The sequence below is a fragment of the Salipiger bermudensis HTCC2601 genome (assembly GCF_000153725.1).
GTDB lineage: Bacteria > Pseudomonadota > Alphaproteobacteria > Rhodobacterales > Rhodobacteraceae > Salipiger > Salipiger bermudensis.
Genome location: NZ_DS022278.1, coordinates 257,865 through 274,371 on the forward strand (window position 1 = coordinate 257,865; position 16,507 = coordinate 274,371).

Annotated in this window: 18 protein-coding genes and 1 pseudogene; 12 read left to right on the forward strand and 7 right to left on the reverse strand. The window is 62.9% G+C overall.

Annotated elements, in window-relative coordinates; translation table 11 throughout:
• The first annotated feature begins 13 nt into the window (after positions 1 to 13).
• Complete coding sequence (gene istB / locus R2601_RS23885; protein ID WP_375360185.1) at positions 14 to 826, forward strand: IS21-like element helper ATPase IstB; 813 nt, start codon at positions 14 to 16, stop codon at positions 824 to 826.
• A gap of 312 nt (positions 827 to 1,138) precedes the next feature.
• Here istB and R2601_RS23890 read toward each other — a convergent pair whose 3' ends face one another.
• Both R2601_RS23890 and R2601_RS23895 read right to left on the reverse strand, forming a co-directional pair.
• Positions 1,139 to 2,068, reverse strand: a complete 930-nt coding sequence (locus R2601_RS23890; protein ID WP_007803563.1) for a DUF2493 domain-containing protein — start codon at positions 2,066 to 2,068, stop codon at positions 1,139 to 1,141.
• A gap of 864 nt (positions 2,069 to 2,932) precedes the next feature.
• Positions 2,933 to 3,346, reverse strand: coding sequence for a MerR family transcriptional regulator (locus R2601_RS23895; protein WP_153218054.1), 414 nt, complete (start codon positions 3,344 to 3,346; stop codon positions 2,933 to 2,935).
• Positions 3,347 to 3,434: 88 nt separating this feature from the next.
• On the opposite strand from R2601_RS23895, the gene R2601_RS23900 reads away from it, so the two are divergent.
• From R2601_RS23900 to R2601_RS23925, 8 genes are read left to right on the forward strand one after another with little or no spacing between them, the layout of a single operon-like run.
• Entirely contained in the window at positions 3,435 to 3,830 is a 396-nt protein-coding gene (locus tag R2601_RS23900; RefSeq protein ID WP_425427228.1) for a mercuric transporter MerT family protein, read from the forward strand.
• A gap of 15 nt (positions 3,831 to 3,845) precedes the next feature.
• Positions 3,846 to 4,148, forward strand: coding sequence for a heavy-metal-associated domain-containing protein (locus R2601_RS23905; protein WP_040545980.1), 303 nt, complete (start codon positions 3,846 to 3,848; stop codon positions 4,146 to 4,148).
• Between the two features lie 30 nt (positions 4,149 to 4,178).
• A complete protein-coding gene (locus R2601_RS26730) occupies positions 4,179 to 4,430 on the forward strand; it encodes a hypothetical protein (protein WP_072629817.1) in 252 nt (83 codons plus the stop codon).
• Positions 4,427 to 4,813: a mercury resistance system transport protein MerF gene (gene merF / locus R2601_RS23910; RefSeq protein ID WP_007803570.1), complete on the forward strand. Its 387-nt coding sequence runs from the start codon at positions 4,427 to 4,429 to the stop codon at positions 4,811 to 4,813. Before R2601_RS26730 ends, merF begins: the two co-directional genes overlap by 4 nt.
• On the forward strand, positions 4,810 to 4,947 hold the full coding sequence (locus tag R2601_RS26845; RefSeq protein WP_007803572.1) for a hypothetical protein: 138 nt from the start codon (positions 4,810 to 4,812) through the stop codon (positions 4,945 to 4,947). The genes merF and R2601_RS26845 overlap by 4 nt, the downstream gene beginning before the upstream one ends.
• Before the next feature lies 1 nt (position 4,948).
• A complete protein-coding gene (merA, locus tag R2601_RS23915) occupies positions 4,949 to 6,379 on the forward strand; it encodes a mercury(II) reductase (protein ID WP_040545982.1) in 1,431 nt (476 codons plus the stop codon).
• A 22-nt stretch (positions 6,380 to 6,401) separates the two neighbouring features.
• Complete coding sequence (locus R2601_RS23920) at positions 6,402 to 7,754, forward strand: dihydrolipoyl dehydrogenase family protein (protein ID WP_007803574.1); 1,353 nt, start codon at positions 6,402 to 6,404, stop codon at positions 7,752 to 7,754.
• 56 nt (positions 7,755 to 7,810) lie between these two features.
• Positions 7,811 to 8,137 (forward strand): YnfA family protein, encoded by a 327-nt coding sequence (locus R2601_RS23925; RefSeq protein ID WP_040546036.1) that lies wholly within the window; start codon positions 7,811 to 7,813, stop codon positions 8,135 to 8,137.
• A 302-nt stretch (positions 8,138 to 8,439) separates the two neighbouring features.
• Here R2601_RS23925 and R2601_RS23930 read toward each other — a convergent pair whose 3' ends face one another.
• From R2601_RS23930 to R2601_RS23950, 5 genes and pseudogenes are all read right to left on the reverse strand, one after another.
• On the reverse strand, positions 8,440 to 8,946 hold the full coding sequence (locus tag R2601_RS23930; RefSeq protein ID WP_007803577.1) for a JAB domain-containing protein: 507 nt from the start codon (positions 8,944 to 8,946) through the stop codon (positions 8,440 to 8,442).
• A gap of 40 nt (positions 8,947 to 8,986) precedes the next feature.
• Positions 8,987 to 9,217 carry a hypothetical protein gene (locus tag R2601_RS23935; protein ID WP_007803579.1) on the reverse strand — a complete coding sequence of 77 codons (231 nt, stop codon included), beginning with the start codon at positions 9,215 to 9,217 and terminating at the stop codon, positions 8,987 to 8,989.
• A gap of 150 nt (positions 9,218 to 9,367) precedes the next feature.
• The gene (locus R2601_RS23940) at positions 9,368 to 10,096 is read right to left on the reverse strand and encodes a DUF736 family protein (protein ID WP_007803580.1); all 729 of its coding nucleotides are present in this window, start codon (positions 10,094 to 10,096) and stop codon (positions 9,368 to 9,370) included.
• Positions 10,097 to 10,214: 118 nt separating this feature from the next.
• Entirely contained in the window at positions 10,215 to 10,493 is a 279-nt protein-coding gene (locus R2601_RS23945; RefSeq protein WP_007803581.1) for a hypothetical protein, read from the reverse strand.
• Between the two features lie 85 nt (positions 10,494 to 10,578).
• Positions 10,579 to 12,687 (reverse strand): annotated as a pseudogene (locus tag R2601_RS23950) (strawberry notch C-terminal domain-containing protein); the annotation flags it as partial.
• A gap of 128 nt (positions 12,688 to 12,815) precedes the next feature.
• Here R2601_RS23950 and R2601_RS23955 point away from each other — a divergent pair.
• Genes R2601_RS23955 through R2601_RS23965 form a run of 3 tightly spaced genes read left to right on the forward strand, consistent with a single transcriptional unit; the run spans position 12,816 to position 16,398 of the window.
• Positions 12,816 to 14,045 carry a site-specific integrase gene (locus R2601_RS23955; protein WP_007803583.1) on the forward strand — a complete coding sequence of 410 codons (1,230 nt, stop codon included), beginning with the start codon at positions 12,816 to 12,818 and terminating at the stop codon, positions 14,043 to 14,045.
• Positions 14,042 to 15,397 (forward strand): tyrosine-type recombinase/integrase, encoded by a 1,356-nt coding sequence (locus R2601_RS23960; RefSeq protein WP_007803294.1) that lies wholly within the window; start codon positions 14,042 to 14,044, stop codon positions 15,395 to 15,397. Before R2601_RS23955 ends, R2601_RS23960 begins: the two co-directional genes overlap by 4 nt.
• Positions 15,394 to 16,398 carry a tyrosine-type recombinase/integrase gene (locus R2601_RS23965; RefSeq protein WP_007803296.1) on the forward strand — a complete coding sequence of 335 codons (1,005 nt, stop codon included), beginning with the start codon at positions 15,394 to 15,396 and terminating at the stop codon, positions 16,396 to 16,398. Before R2601_RS23960 ends, R2601_RS23965 begins: the two co-directional genes overlap by 4 nt.
• Positions 16,399 to 16,507: the final 109 nt, after the last annotated feature.

Consider the following 16,507-nt stretch of genomic DNA (forward strand, 5'->3'; position numbering starts at 1 on the left):
GACGGCGCTCAGGCTGCCCACGGTTGCCCGCCTCTGGCCGGAGTTCTGCACCCGTGCCGACAAGGAGGGTTGGCCGGCCGAACGCTTGTTGGCGGCGCTGTGCGAGCTGGAGCTGAGCGAGCGGGAACAGCGCCGCATCCAACGCCATCTTGCCGCTGCAAGGCTGCCACAAGGGAAAACGCTCGACGCCTTCGACTTCCTGGCGGTACCCACCTTGAGCCAGGCCCGCGTCAGAGCGCTGGTCGAAGGCGACAGCTGGCTGCAGGCAGGGCACAATTTGCTGGCCTTCGGCCCGCCCGGCTCGGGCAAGACGCACCTCGCGGGGGCCATCGGATACGAACTCATCCAACGAGGGTACCGTGTGCTTATGGCAAGGACGTCGGACCTGGTCCAACGCCTGCAAGTGGCGCGGCAGGACCTGGCGCTCACTCAGGAGATCGCGAAGCTCGACAAGTTCGACCTGCTCATCCTCGACGACCTGTCGTACGTGCGAAAGGATCAGGCCGAGACCAGCGCCCTCTTCGAGCTCATCTCCGCACGATACGAGCGGCGCTCTATCATGATCACGGCCAATCAGCCGTTCAGTGGTTGGGACGCCATCTTCCCCGACAGGGCGATGACCATCGCCGCCATCGATCGGCTCGTTCACCATGCAACAATCTTCGAGATGAACGTCGAAAGCTACCGACGCCGTGCCGCCTATGCCGCCGCGACATCGCTCAGCGACATCGAAGATGACCGCGACAAACAACAGCCCGAAAAGGAGATCGCCACAGCGAAGGACAACTCGCGGCCAGCGACATTGAGCAGCGAGATCGAAACTTGATCTGACGGCCGCAAACCGGCACCGTCAAAAAACGTCACCGTCATCCACCTGCGATGTCGCCCAGCACTCAACTGCGATGTCGCGCCACAGGCTCCCGCGCGGACAGCGCCAGTCCTGCCGGGGCAGGGCCTCGGGCCCTGACGCGACAGGACACCAAAAGGCCTGCCACAAACGAAACGACCCCGCCGAAGCCGGGCCGGAACGCGCTCTCGCCGGTCAGGGAAATGATCCTCAGCCCGTTCCTTCCAACGCCTGAAAGGCAACCCGAGAGGACGGGAAGAAAGGGCCGCGCCGTGCGCGACCCTCTCTCGGTCATTCATCCGATGGCTTCTTCGCCGGATCGGCGACTCGCATCACTGTCAGTCCCTTTGCCTCGGCCTTCTGTCCGAGGTTCAGCGCCACTCCGTTGCCGCCGAAGAGCACAACACCTGTCGCGGCGAACTTGTCGTCGAGCATCTCATCGTTGCACTTGAACGGAGCCGCCCGCCCATGTGCGGACCAGCGCGGATCGAAGCGCGCCTGCGCGACGCCGCGCGCCCGCGCCCAGCGTGCCGCGATCATCTCGGCGCCATGTTTGCCGCCCTTGTGGCAGAGGAAGATCTCCTGATTGCGGTTCTGCCGGATCCGATCCCGAACCTTGTCGAGCGTGTTGAAGATGACGTCGATATCGGTCCAGTCGGTGGCGCCCGAGACGATCAGAGGCACCCCCTCGACCTTCGACTTAGCCGCCGTCTCGCGATCATGCTGTTCCAGGAGCTGCTGGGCCTCGAAGACCGCACCGGTCTCCTGCGCCCAGACGCTCGCCCGCGAGCCTGCGGCCGGGATGAAGGCATGGCCGGTCTCGACCTCGTAGCATTCCGCCGCCGCCTCGGCCATCGTCTCGACGGCTCCGACGATTTCCCTCAGCTGCAGGAAGCGGACCTGAGCCTCTTCCAGCGCGGTCTCCGCGATCTCCGATCCGTCGTGCGATTTTGCGAGTGCTCCGATCTTGTCGGCGGTGCGGTCAAGCTCCTTTCCGAGGGCGACCTTGCGGCGCTGCAGGATCGTGGCGAACCCATGCGCGAGCGGTTCGATCTCGCCCTCGAGCCCCGTGCCGCGCAGCTGGCCGAGCAGCGCTTCGAAGGTCTCTCGGGTGATGCTGTCCTTCAGCGTATCGTCTTCGGGGATCGGCAGGACGGCGCCCTTTTCCGTCAGCCCGAAGAGTTCGATGGTCTCGTAGGCGGTTGCGTTGTCGTAAGCCATGTCGGTATCTCCAGATGGTTGTGGAGCCACCACGTGAGTGTGGGGGCATGGCCGTACGTCTGGTTCACCGAATCTGTCCGGGTCAGGGACGGCGAAGCCGCCGGCTTGCCGGGCGCAAAAGTTTTCCGGGCGCGTCGCCCACCACAGGCAGGCCATCGAACACTGGGCTGACACCTCCGCGCGCACCGCCCTTGCCGAAAAGTTTTGCGATCCTTGAGGCGGGCTGATTTGGGGGCCATCCGGAGGATATGCTTCCGCGCTCATGTGTGTGTGTTTGACGGTAGGTTTGCCCGACACGAGCAGGCAAACGGCGCAACCGGACGCGGGAGACGGATGAAGTGGAGGGATGGTTTTGGCCCCTGGCCAAAACAGACCAGAGCGCAATCCGTCGGAGCGGCCGGGGAGCGACGTGCTCCGCGAGGCGGGCAAACCGGGGACTGGGCGCGACGCCGCGGTGAGGCCGCATGGCCGAATGCGCGATCGGCCAAGGGCCGATATCTCCCCTGCGACACGCGAAGCCGAGCAGGGGAGGCCGCCAGGCACCGGGCGCCACGTTCAACGCTACGCCCGCCGCTCACATTTTCTCCCGGGCCGGTTGCGATTGCCCAAGCAATCCAAGCAATTCAGGGGGCGAACAAAGAGGAAGCGGTATGTTCCATGACACCGAAGAGGCCTGATTAACCTAGGGTCATCATGGCGGTTTTACATGGCTCTGTCCTTAACTTCATAATCACTGCGTCTGACCAGATTACCACGCCGCAGCGGACGTTCGCTGCGGGAGGCGCGAGCGTCGTTAGTGCGGACTTTTCGGGCTTTCGCTGCGCCGTTCACGAAGGTCCGTTGCCCCCTCTTCTTCAGGGTGGACTAAGCATCGAGTAACGCATCGATCACCGCGCATTCTGGGGCAGCATCGCCGGTGCATCGCGCAACAGTGTCCGACAGGACGCGCTCGATGCGCTGCAGATCGGCAATCTTGGCCTGAACGTCAGTCAGATGATCTTCGGCGATGATCTGCACCTCGGCGCATGTCCGGGATCGGTCATCGACCAGCCCAAGCAGCCCGCGAACCTCTTCGAGAGAAAAGCCTAGATCGCGGGACCGCATGACGAATTTCAGCCGCTTGACGTGGGCATCGTCGTAGCTTCGGTAGCCCTTCGTACTGCGCGGCGGGTCCGGCATGATCCCGATTTTCTCGTAATAGCGAATGGTTTCCAGGTTGCAGCCCGTTGCGCGGGCCAAATCGCCCCGCCGAATTGATCTCACGCTTGTGTTACTCATTGTGCCGAAAAATCCCTTGAGCCTGTATCAACTACAGACCCTAGAACGGTGGAAACATCTGTTCAAGGAAGATTCGATGGAACAACATTTGGCGGAACTTCCGCAATCTCAGTCGCAGAAAATTGGCGACGAAACCACCAAGGGATGGGGCGTGACCGGCCTCGGCGTCCTCGGTGCGCTGGCGATGACTTCTTGCTGCATCCTTCCATTGGTGCTGGTCAGCTTTGGCGTGACAGGCGTGTTCATCGCGCAGCTCGGGGCGCTCTATGCCTACAAATGGTACACCTTCGCGCTGAGCGCCGCGTTTTTGGGATACGGCTTCTACAAGGCTTACAAGCCTGTAGATGCCGAGGCCTGTGCCGATGGCACCTGCGCCCGCCCCATCGACCGCCGCATCATGCGCGCAACCCTCTGGGCCGCTTCCGCGATTGTCGCTGTCGCCATGATCTTTCCCTACATCACCCCCTTCATCCTGAAATTCTGAACGAGGACCATGACCATGAAGCATCTCCTGTTATCCGCCCTGGCCATCGTCGCACTCTCGACCCCGGCCCTCGCTGAAGAGCGCCAGGTCGAGATCGCCGTCAGCGAACTGACATGCCCGTCCTGTTCGTTCATTGTTGCCAGCTCGATGCGCGGTGTTCCGTCGGTCGAGATCGCCGCATTCGAGGACGGCCCCGAATACGGGCAGGGTGTTTACAGCGTGACCTACGATGACGCCGAAACTTCCATCGAAAGCATCATCGGCGCGGTGACGGCCAATGGCTATCCGGCGCAGGTGCTGCCCGACACAGCCTCCTGAGCCGCCTGCAATGCGTGACAATCTCCTGCAATGCGTGACAATCTGATGGGTGGCCTGCTGGCCTTCGGAATAGCAGCTCCGGTCGTGGTCGTCTGCTGCGGCGGCGGAACTGCCGTGCTTGCAGCGTTGTTCGGCGGCGTTGGGGCTTGGCTCTCTGGAATGAGTGGCATTGCCGTGCTGGTTTTGGCGGGTCTGACCTACCTGATCGTCCGCGCACTGCGTCGTTCGCAAATGAAACGCGCCTCCGGCCCCGACCCATCACAGAGAAAGACGGCTCCTTGACTGACACACCTGAAAATTCCGACCGTCTGCTGAAATGGGGGCTTGGCGGTGCGCTCTTCGCCGCGCTCTGCTGCTTTACACCGCTTCTGGTCGTCATCGTCGCTGGCGTCGGATTGTCGGCCCTCACGGGCTGGCTCGATTACGCCCTGTTCCCGCTGCTGTTTTTCAGCCTCGCCGTGGTGGCACAGGCCCTTTGGCTGCGCGCTGGCAAACCGGGACCGGCCCCGAAACTTTGGGCCACCGGCCTCGCGGTGGCCCTGTCGATCCTGATCATTCTTCTCGAATTCAGGTTCGCAATACGGATCACAATCGGCGTTTTCGCCGCCACAGCACTCTACGCGGTTCTCCTGAACCGTGCGCAAAAGAAAGGATCGCTCTTATGATGATGGGATGTTGCACCGCCACCGGCATGGTCTTCGGCCTCCTCGGCATGTTGACACCGCTGATCGCCATCGGCGCGGTCATATATCTGCTCGCCGCCAGACCAAAAGACCCCGAACATGGCGAGGCGCGCTGAGATGAAAGACCTGAACAAAACCGACGATGAACAGGGCGGCTATGACCTGATCGTTCTTGGGGCCGGATCGGCGGGGTTCTCCGCCGCAATTACCGGCGCGGATGCCGGAAAGCGTGTCGCCCTCGTAGGACATGGCACCATCGGCGGAACTTGCGTCAACGTGGGATGCGTGCCCTCCAAGGCGATGATCCGTGCGGCAGAGGCCGTGCACTGTGCGGGGGCTGCCAAGCGGTTCCCCGGCCTGTCGGGACGGGCACAAGTGGATGATTGGCAGACGCTCGTTCAGTCCAAGGACGATCTGGTCACGACCCTGCGCCAGAAGAAATACGCGGACCTTCTGCCGGAATATGAGGATGTCGATTACATCGACGCCGGTCCCGCGCGGCTGATCGAAGGTGGCGTGACAGTCGGTGAGCGAACCCTGAAAGCACCGAGGACCATCATCGCCACGGGCGGGCGTCCCGTTCTGCCGACCATCGACGGCATCGAGGAAATCGGCGCGCTCAACAGCACCAGTCTTCTGGAACTCGAAGTACTGCCGAAAAGCCTGATCTTCATCGGCGCGGGCTACATCGGCGCGGAGCTGGCCCAGATGATGAGCCGCATGGGCGTGAAGGTCACGCTTGTCGCCCGTTCGCATCTGTTGCCCGGCGCGGAACCAGAGGTCTCGGAGGCATTGGCGGCGGCGTTCGAGGCCGAAGGCATCACTCTTCTGACCGGGTTAAGCTACGACACTGTGCGCCGCGACGACGCGGGCGTGACACTGCGCGTGATCCAGAACGGAAAGCCTGTCGAAGTGACGGCGGATCACCTCGTTTCGACCGCTGGCAGGCGGGCCAATACCAAAGATATGGGCCTGGACGCAATCGGCGTGGAAACCGACGCGCGTGGGTCCATCGTCGTCGGCGAGGACATGCAGACATCGGTGCGCGGCATCTATGCCGCAGGCGATGTGACCGACCGCGACCAGTTCGTCTATATGGCGGCCTATGGTGCAAAGCTCGCGGCCAAAAATGCGGTTCTCGGCGAAGACCATCGCTACGACAACGCCGCGATGCCCTGGGTGGTGTTTTCCGACCCGCAGGTCGCGGGCGTCGGTCTCGGTGAAGCCCAGGCGCGGGACGCGGGCCTCGACGTCAAGACGTCCATCGTACCGCTCGATCAGGTGCCGCGCGCACTGGCCGCACGCGACACGCGCGGATTGATCAAGCTGGTGGCGGACAGAAAGTCCGACCGGCTGCTTGGCGGCCAGATCATCGCGCCCGAGGGGTCCGATACGATCCAGACCCTCGTTATGGCGCTGAAGTTTGGCATGACCACAAAGGCGCTCGGGGAGACGATCTTCCCCTATCTGACGACCGTGGAAGGGCTGAAGCTGGCGGCGCAAACCTTCGATATGGACGTGGCAAAGTTGAGCTGCTGCGCCGGATGAAGATCAGGACAAGGACCGGAGAATGAATGAAGACTACGACCTGATCGTCATCGGGGCGGGCATGGCGGGCGTGGCCGCGGCCAACAAATGTGGCGCGGCAGGATGGCGTGTCGCCATTGTCGATGCGCTGCCCTACGGCGGCACCTGCGCATTGCGCGGCTGCGATCCAAAGAAAATCCTGCGGCGCGGTGCGGAAATCATGGACGCGGCACGGCTCATGCAGGGCAAGGGGATCGATCCCGGTGATCTGTCGATCAACTGGGCCGATCTGATGGCACACAAGCGTGGCTTCACCGATCCCGTGCCGGACAAGATGGAAAAGGGCCTGTCGGGCAACGGCGTCGAAACCCTGCATGGAGCCGCGCGGTTCACGGGAAGCAACACGCTGGAGGTCGATGGAACGGCATATCAGTCGGAACGGTTCCTCGTGGCCGCCGGTGCCATGCCCAGGCCGCTGAGCTTCACAGGGGCCGATCTCGTGATCGACAGCACGGATTTCCTCAACCTGGAGGCCCTTCCCAATCGGGTTCTTTTTATCGGTGGCGGCTTCGTGTCCTTCGAGTTTGCGCATATCGCCGCACGGGCCGGAGCCAACCCGATCATCGTGGATCGTGGCGCCCGGCCCTTACGCGGCTTCGATCCCGATCTGGTCGAAATGCTGATCGACCGCAGCGGCGGTATCGGCGTGGACCTGATGCGCGAAACCGAAATCGTGTCGGTCTCGGAAGCCAGTAGAGCATTCACTGTCGAGGTGAAGTCGGGCGATGAAACCCGAACAATCGAAACCGATCTGGTCGTGCATGGCGCGGGCCGTGTGGCAGCCCTGGCCGATCTGAATCTTGAGGCGGCTGGTGTTGATTACAGCGACAAGGGCATCGTTGTAGCCCCGCATCTGCAAAGCACGACGAACAGCGCGGTCTTTGCCGCCGGAGATTGCGCCGACACCGATGGCATGCCGCTGACGCCAGTCGCAGTGATCGAAGGGAAGGTCGCGGCCTCCAACATGCTCAAAGACACTCAGACCGCACCGGATTATGCCGGTATTCCTACAGCCGTCTTCACAGTCCCGGAAGTGGCGCGTGTCGGTATGTTGGAAAGTGAGGCAAGGGACGCCGGGTATGATGTCGATGTTCGGTTCACCGACACTGGCGATTGGTATTCGAACTACCGGATCGGCGAGACCTCTGCTGCCGCGAAGGTCCTCGTGGACAAGTCGAACGGCAAGATCCTCGGCGCGCACCTGTTCGGCCCGGAATACGGCGAACTGATCAATTTCTTCGGGCTGGCAATCAAGCTGGGCCTGGCGGCCAAGCAACTTAAGTCGATGACGGCGGCCTATCCAAGTGTTGGATCGGATTTGGGCTCGCTTCTCTGAATTTGAAAGATTTTTCGCAATAGACCCGATCCTCCTCGGAACGTATGTCTGGCCCGATGAAGACGGTTCTTATCTACTTCGCCGCTGCGCTGGCCGAAATTGCCGGATGCTTTGCTTTCTGGGCCTGGTTCCGGCTGGACAAGAGCGTGTTTTGGTTGGCACCGGGCATGCTGTCCCTTGCCGCTTTCGCCTGGCTACTGGCGCTCAGCCCCGCCGATCAGGCGGGCCGCGCCTATGCAGTCTACGGTGGCGTTTACATCGTATCGTCCCTGCTGTGGCTATGGGGCGTAGAAGGGCATCGCCCGGATCAATGGGATGTAGTTGGAGCGGTCATTTGCCTTGTCGGTGCGGGTATTATTCTCTGGGCACCGCGCAGTATTTGAGAGGCAGCCGCAGACGGGGTGAAGCGCTGAATCGTTCGATTAGATCGCCTTTTGGTTCACGCGTTCCGACAACTCGGCGCTGCTTTCCCTCCGCATCGCGGCTGCGATCAAGCAGGTTTTCTACCGCCCTCGAAAGCAGCGATACATCCTTTACGCAGCATCGGTCAAAGTGGGCTCGGACCCGGCCTTCGCCGCAGGCTGCCTGAACGGCGGCTTCCGCGCTCATGAGACAAACTCGGCGCGGAGTCGAGCTTCCGCTCCCCTGTGTAGCCCGCCAACCAAGGCCTGAAACGCCCGCTACACTAGTCGCCCAACATCCCCGCCGCCCGCATGCTGAACGCGGCCTGCTCCCGCCCAAAGCCGACGATGAGGTGATCGTGGAGGGTAATGTCCATCACCCTGCAGGCGTCAACGATCTTCCGTGTCATGTCGATGTCGGCCTGGCTTGGCTGCGGATCGCCAGAGGGGTGATTGTGACAGAGGATGAGAGCAGAGGCATCAAGCACGAGAGCCGAACGCATGACCTCGCTGACATAGACCGGGACGTGATCAATGCTGCCCCGTGACATGATCTTGTCACGGATCAACTTGTTCTTCCGGTCCAACAGCAGCACCCGGAACACCTCGACCCGTTCGCGGACGGCGTTCAGAGCCAGGTAGTCGGTCAGCATCGTCCAGGATTGCAGCACGGCAGTGGCCCGGGCATGCCTGCGCAGGATATCGCGTGCCGCGTCGATGGTCTCGATTTCGGCCTCCGAGAAGCCGGGCGCGGGCGGATCGGTGATTTCGATGGGGTTATGTCGTGTCATGTCGGCTCCAATGGTTTGAGAGTGGCACGGCGGGCGGCGTTCAGATCAACCCGGCGATGACCAGGCCGGATTTCATGGAAGCGCGGCCGCAGGCCTCGCAGATGCCGGCGCGCTGATCCGGTTCGAGTTCGGCGGTGTGATCGCAATCCGGCGCCATGCAGATCGCGGGCACGATGCTGCGGAGCGTATGGTCTTCCAGGAAGTCCGCGACCTCGGCGTAGCCTTCGGTCTCGGCGAGCGTGACCAGCTTGGGATGGGAGAGATTGAACATGTGTCTATTACTTTTGACGGGATGAAACGAAAAGAGGGGAGCCGCGCTGCCGCGGCTCCTCTCACGGGGCGTGCCTCTTGGGTACTGCAGGCATAGGTGACAGGCGCCCCGATTGCTCGGGACGCCCTTTCGCTAGAATACTACTGTTTGTCAGCTCACCAGGGCGAGGCCGGTGTTTTCCGACCGCTCTTGGTCAGCGCTCTCGACGAACGGGATGATCGAGAAGGTCTGGCCGCCGCGCTGCTCCTCGTTCTGCACCGCGTTCACTCGCAGGTCGCCATCCGGCGTGTTGATGAGGAGCGAGACGTAGTCGTTCCCGGTGCGATTGCTCTTCGCCATCCAGGCGGATCCGACCCGGATCGGGTGGCCTTTGGGCGAGCTGACCTCGATACGGTAGTCGGGATGGGTCTCCTCGGTCTTGAACACGTTCTCGATGAGCATGAAATCGAGATCGAACATCATGTTGGCGACGTAACCGGCGAAGGCGTTGTCCGCATCCATCGCCGTCAGCTCGCCCGAAATCGAGCCAGATTTCATGGTGCGGTTCGAAACCAGCGGGATGATCTCGTAGTCGCCGCTCTGTGCCTCCCGCGCCTCCTTGCTCTGCACCGCATTGACGCGGAACGGCCCGAGGCCCACGTCGATCTGCATCGAAAGGTAGGGATTGCCGGTGGTATTGCCGGTCTCGTTCCAGGCCGTGCCGATGCGCACCTTGCGCCCGGACGTGTTGACGGCCGTCACGTCGAAATCCGGGCTCCGCTCGGACATCTTGGTCCGAGCCTCAAGCTGGATCGCGATGTCGAACCGGGTGGAGTGGATCATGCCGGTAAAGGCTGCGGCTGCGGTGTCGGCGGTTTTGGTCAGAGTTCCTGCGAACATGGGTCTTCTCCTTGGGTGTGCCGCTGCCCGGCTTCCTGCCTGAGCGCGCGGGATTGCTTTTCCGACCCCTCATGGGATCGCAAAAACCCACAGCCTTCTTTCTTTTCTCTCCTGCCCGTCAGCCCGTCCCGGCATCGGGATGGCCGTCCGACGTCGCCCCTCGCACCTCCCTTCCCTGCTCCCCGTCTGCGCCACGCGTCGACACCGATATGAAGAAGTCGGCCTCGGCCCCGTTCAGACGATGGCCACTCCGGTCGGTCAGACCGATTGCGCTGCCGTTCGGCACAAAGGTGATGAGGTATTGGCCGAGGATATCGCGGTGCACCCGGTAGCCTTCGTTGGCCCAGTGGACGGATTTACCGGCATCCACGGCGGCCTTGATCTGCGTGATGTTCATATTGATCTCCAGTTCCAGTTTTGACCGCGGCAACGCGGCGCGCGGGCGGCGACGCCGCTGCCCACGTCCGCTGGATCGGTACCGCTTAGGCGGCGCGATCTGCCGCCCTCGGAGAGCCCGCCGCCATGATCCGGCCGAGGATCGCGGCGGTCTCGACACCCTCCCCGTGCGGCACGAAGACCCGGAGCTGGTAGGCGATGATCTCGGTGAAACAGCCCAGAGCTTGCAGCCCGTCGATCGCACCCCGGTCGGCCCCGTCGATCTCGAGACGGGCCGCGCCCGCGACCCGGCGGCGGGTGAGCGTGAGGCCCCGGCCCAAGTCGACCGGCGCGGTGGAGCCGAGCGCCGCCGTCAGCATCTCCTGCGGGGTCTTTGGTGTGCCCAGCATGAACCGGGCACGCAGCGCGGCGGCGCCGTCTTCGCTGACGGTCCGACCGATCATGCTGCCCTGGCCGTCCGGCGTGACCCGGTAGATGCGCTCGTTGCCCGACGGGATGTCCTTCCAGATCGGCAGCAGGAGCCCGGTGAGGAGGTAGAGCTTCGTCGTGGTGGTTTTCGGCAGGCTGTCAGCCTCCGCGTCCCAGAGACGCAGGAACTCGGGACGGGCGATTTCCTCCCAGGCCGAAGCCTGGTACTTCCCCTCCTCGACATAGGTCGATCCCGTCGGCCGCGTGACCTTGCGCATCAGCGTGACGATTTCCTCGTCATAGATCTGCATGGGCCGCGACGAGATCAGCGCCGCGCGCCCCGAGGCGCGATTGACCATCGGCAGCTTGTCGTGGTTTCGGTCCATCGCGTCATCACCCGCGAGGACATGGACAGGGTCCGTCACCTCGAGCCCGATGATCCGCGTCACCGCCCCGGAGCGCGGGCAGGTCCAGAGATCCTCCGCCGAGACCTGCTCGATCCTTTCGCCGCGCAGGGTCTCGACCCCGAGATCGAGCGTGCCTGCGGCCCGCGCCCGTTCGGTCTGATCGGCAATCCGGGTCATGAACTCGGCGAAGAGCGCGTTCTGCATATGGATCGGCAGCGCCAGCACCCGGTTCAGGAAGCGCTGGATGGGCGGCAACTCTTCCAGCAAAACCCCGTCCTGATCAATCAGCCGAAGCGCGGTCCAGTCCGCGAACCGCTCGTAGCTCATCGCCCCGGCACGGCCGGCGGCCAGGTCGGCGTAGTAACCGCGCAGTGCAGCCCGCGCGATCGGGCTTTCGAGATTGTCCTCCTCGCGGAACATGCCCTGCGAGCCGGTCTCGCGCTGCCCCTTGGTGAGCGCCCCCAATTGGTCGAGCCGCCGGGCGATCGTCGAGGTGAAGCGCTTCTCGCCATGGACATCCGAGGTGCAGACCCGGAAGAAGGGCGCGCTGACCTGAGCCGAGCGATGCGTGCGGCCGAGCCCCTGGATCGCCGCATCGGCCCGCCAGCCGGGCTCCAGCAGATAGTGCCGCCGCCGCTTCTGGTTCTTCGCCGATCTCGCCGCATGATAAGACCGGCCCGTGCCACCAGCGTCCGAGAAGATCAGCACGTCCTTCTCGCCCTCCATGAAGGCCCGAGTTTCCGAGGAGTTGCTGCTGGCGGATCGCTTCTCGATGAAGAGCGCGCCGTCTTGGGGTTTCAGTGGCCTGACCGAGCGCCCCGTCACCTCGGCCACCGCCTCGTCTCCGAAGGCCCAGAGGATCTGATCGAGCGCCGAGGGGATGGGAGCCAGGGCCATCAGCTCCATCATTGCCGCATCGCGCAGGGCTTCGGCCTCGAGCGAGACGACCAGAGCGCCATCCGCGTTCCGAAGCGGCTCTGCCACCATGTTGCCGTCAATCTCGACGAGTTTCTGGGCGTGGATCGGGAAGGCCTGTTCGAGGTAGCCCAGGACGTAGTCGCGCGGGGTCAGCGCGCCTTGCGTCAACTCATCCTCGGGGTCCATCGCGTCCAGACGCCGTTTCAGCAGGCTTTCGCCGGTGGAGACCACCTGGATGACGCAGGCATATCCCTCCGCCAAATCCTCGCCGATGGCGCGGATGATCGTCGGGGCCTTCATGCCGAGGAGCAGGTGGTTGAAGAAGCGCTGCTTGGTACTCTCGAACCGTGACTTCGCGGCAGACCGCGCCGCAGAGGCGTTCGTCTGACCGGAGGCATCGTTGACGCCGGTCGCGGTCAGCGCCGCCTCGAGATTGTGATGGATTGTCCGTAATCGCGAGGACGCGATAATGCGAAGGTGTCCAGGATTCATTTGTGTTTTCCTTGGCTTCTGGATATCGGCGCGGCCTTTGCTGCGCATTATTTTGATTGCAAACCTCGGCGGCTTTCCAACCGTCTGAGGAGACACTCATGTTGAAGTTGCACGACGAGCTGATCGCCGAGCTCGCGAAATCGCTCACGGAGCAGAACTACAATCCGGTGGTCGTGACGAACCATCGGCTCTACGCCCGTCGGTTCCTGGACTACCTGGCCGAGCGCGACATGCCGGTGGCGATGGTGACGCCAGCGCAGGTCGATCAGTATTTTCTCCACGCAGTCCATTGCTTTCATGATCGCTACGGTCGGCCGCCCAGCTCGCGCTGGCACAGGCTACCAAATACGGCGATCGGCAGGTTGCTCCGGCTGGCCCAAGGCACATGGCCGCCAGAGGCTGAAATCGAACCCGTTAAGATGCTCCGGCACGCCATTTGCCATGATTACGAAACTTGGATGCGCGACGAGCGCGGGCTGGCAGATGAAACTATCGACGCGCGGCTCCGGGAGGCGCGGCGCTTTCTGGACTGGTATTTCGGCCGCAGTGGTGCCGACGGTCTCCGAAGCTTGGCCGTACGGGACATCGATCGCTACATGGACATGCGCGCGGTCGGACTGCGACGGATATCGCTCGCGGCATCTGCTGCGTGGCTTCGGTCCCTGCTGCGCTATCTCCACCTGTCGGGGCGGGTTCCGACCGATTTGAGCCCGCAGGTCATCGGCCCGATGCTCTATGCCTATGAGGATGTTCCTTCGATCCTGGACCGCAGCCAGATCGACATGGTTCTGAAGGCCACCGCCAGGGACAGATCGCCGAGGGGGCTGCGCGACCATGCTATTTTGCTGATGCTCGCCATCTACGGACTGCGAGAAGGCGAGATCTGCAGTCTCCGGCTCGAAGACATCGACTGGCACGCGGACTCGCTGCGCATCCGTCACACCAAGACCAATGCCTGTTCCTACATGCCGCTGCTGACGCCGGTCGGCGATGCGGTGCTCGACTATCTGCGCCTCGGGCGCCCGCAGGTCGAAAGCCGGGAGGTCTTCATCCGCTCCCTCGCACCCTATACCAGGATGAAGAACCTCTATGGCATGGTCGACGGGCGCCTGGCGGCCGCAGGCGTTGTGCCGGTGGGAAAGCGTGGCCCACATGTCTTCCGCCACGCGCGTGCGGTTGAACTGCTGCGGGCGTCGGTTCCGCAAAAAATCATCGGCGACGTGCTGGGGCACCGATCAACCGAGTCCACCAACGCCTATCTCAAACTTGCCACCGAAGATTTGCGGGCTGTAGCGCTCGACGTGCCCGGATCGGAGGTGCTGTCATGAGCGCCTGGCACGATCCCGATTTGCTTGCCGTCGAGGACTTTCTCCGCATCTCCCGGTTCGGACAGAGAAGCAGTTACACTTACCGGTGGATCCTTCGCAGCTTCGAGGATGTTGCGCGCCGGCACTCAGCAGTGGATCGCCAGATGCTCGAGGACTGGCTGGGGGACATGGCAACGCGGTGGAAATTGTCGACGCTGTTGAACCAGGTCTGCATCGTTGACCGCTTCCTCGACTATCTGGTCCAGAACGAGTTGATCCCCGGCAATCCCGTCGCCGAGCTTCGCAGGCAGCACAATATCAAGCAGAACAAGCCGATCTGGCGGGCTCTTGCCTCCCCCAATCCCGACGAGGCACTTGCCGCGTTGTGCCAGCCTGCGCCCTACGGCAGCGTTCTGGGCGACTTCATGCGTGACCATGTCGCGCTGATGCGAAACCGGGGATACCAGTATGAGACGCAGGCTCACTGGTTGCTGCGGTTTGACCGGTTCCTGCAGGCTCATCCGGAACTGGCGGACGAGCCGCTCGAGACGATGCTGTCCCATTGGGCAGCGGCCAAGTCCACCCGCAATCACGCGGCGGAATGCCAGAAGCTGGGGCGCATCCTGACCAAGGCGCGGCACCGGCTCGATCCGAACATTCCGCCGAAACGCTTCAACCCGCGACCGGAACGAGAGGTGGCTCGGGAGCACCGGCAACCGCATATCTTCAGCCCGGCTGACATCCGGCACATGCTCGAAGTTGCCCGTTCCTATCCGTCGCCGCATGCCCCGCTGCGGCCGTGGACCCTCTACACCATGATCCTGCTTGCCTATTGCGCCGGGCTTCGACGTAGTGAGATTGCGCGGCTCGATCTGGGCGACGTCGACCTTCAATCCGGCACGATCACGGTCCGGGAAACGAAGTTCTACAAGACCAGGATCCTGCCTCAGTCGGACAGCGTCATGACCGAACTACGTGCCTATCTCGATGCGAGGCGGCGCGCAGGTGCTCCACAAGACAAGCAATCGGGGTTGTTTTGGCAGGGCCACTTCAAGGGCCACCATACTCCGGAGACGGTCACCACGATGATCACCAACGTCATGCGCCGCGCCGGATTCAAGCCACCCTCCGGACGGACGGGGCCACGTGTGCATGACCTGCGGCATTCGATGGTCGTGAACCGGATCCTTCAATGGTACCGGATCGGCATCAACCCGCAGGACCGCCTGCACTTCCTCTCGACCTATCTGGGTCACCGGGACATCAACTCGACGCTGGTCTACATCACCGTCACGCAGGATCTTCTGCAGGAAGCCAGCGAGCGGTTCCGCGCCGTCGGCGCCCCCTGTCTCAACGGGGAGGCGCTGTCATGAAAGCCACAAATCCCTTCCCCGAACTGTTGCGGGCCTTCTTCCAGGAATGGCTGGCGGAACAGCGTAGCGCCTCGATCCATACCATCAAGTCCTATCGGGACACCTGGCGGATGTTGCTCCGGTTCGTCGCGGAGCGAAACGGCGGCGGTGTCGCACGGATCACGCTGGCCGACGTCTCCGCCAGCGAGGTGCGCGCGTTCCTTACCCATGCCGAGCATGGTCGCAAGGGCACGATCGGCACGCGCAATTGTCGGCTTGCCGCGATCCGCAGCTTCTTCAGCTTCGTGGCGGACAAGGACCCTGAATATATCGCCCAATGCGCCGAGGTCCTCACGATCCCGCTCAAGCGAAAACCTACCGCCGCGCCCTGCTACCTTGAGCCAGGGGAGGTCGAGGCCATTCTCGCGCAGCCCGACCGGTCGACCATTGAAGGGATGCGAGACCATGTGCTGCTGTCGCTGCTCTATAATAGCGGTGCGCGCATCCAGGAGGCGCTCGATCTGTGTCCCGGCGCGATCCGTTTTGAAGCACCGTATTATGTGCGTCTTTACGGCAAGGGGCGAAAGGAACGCATCTGCCCGCTCTGGCCGGAAACCGTGGCTTTGATGAAGAAGCTGCTGGAGCGGCAGCCACGCGCGCCGGATGAGCGCATCTTCGTCAATCGCTACGGCGAGCCACTGGGAGCTTCGGGCGTGCGGTTCAAGCTGGCGGCCTACGTCGCGGCCGCGGCGAAAACGACGCCCTCGCTGCGTTTGAAACATGTGACGCCGCACAGCTTCCGGCACGCGACGGCCGTCCACCTCGTCGCGGCGGGCGTCGACATCACCGTCATCCGCAGCTGGCTGGGGCATGTCAGCCTCGACACGACCAACCACTACGCTCAGGCCAATCTCGAAACCAAGCGAAAGGCGCTCGAACAGGTCGGCGTTCCGGCAGAAGGAAATCGACCCGCGCGATGGAAACGTGACGCGGACCTGCTCGCCTGGCTCGATACCCTCTGACCCCAACCGAAGGAGAAATAATGTGAAGGACGCAGCCCCGATATCCCCGAAAAATAGCGATGGTGCCGCGTTCCTTCGCATTATCGCGTCCTCGCGATAGCGATCTCCA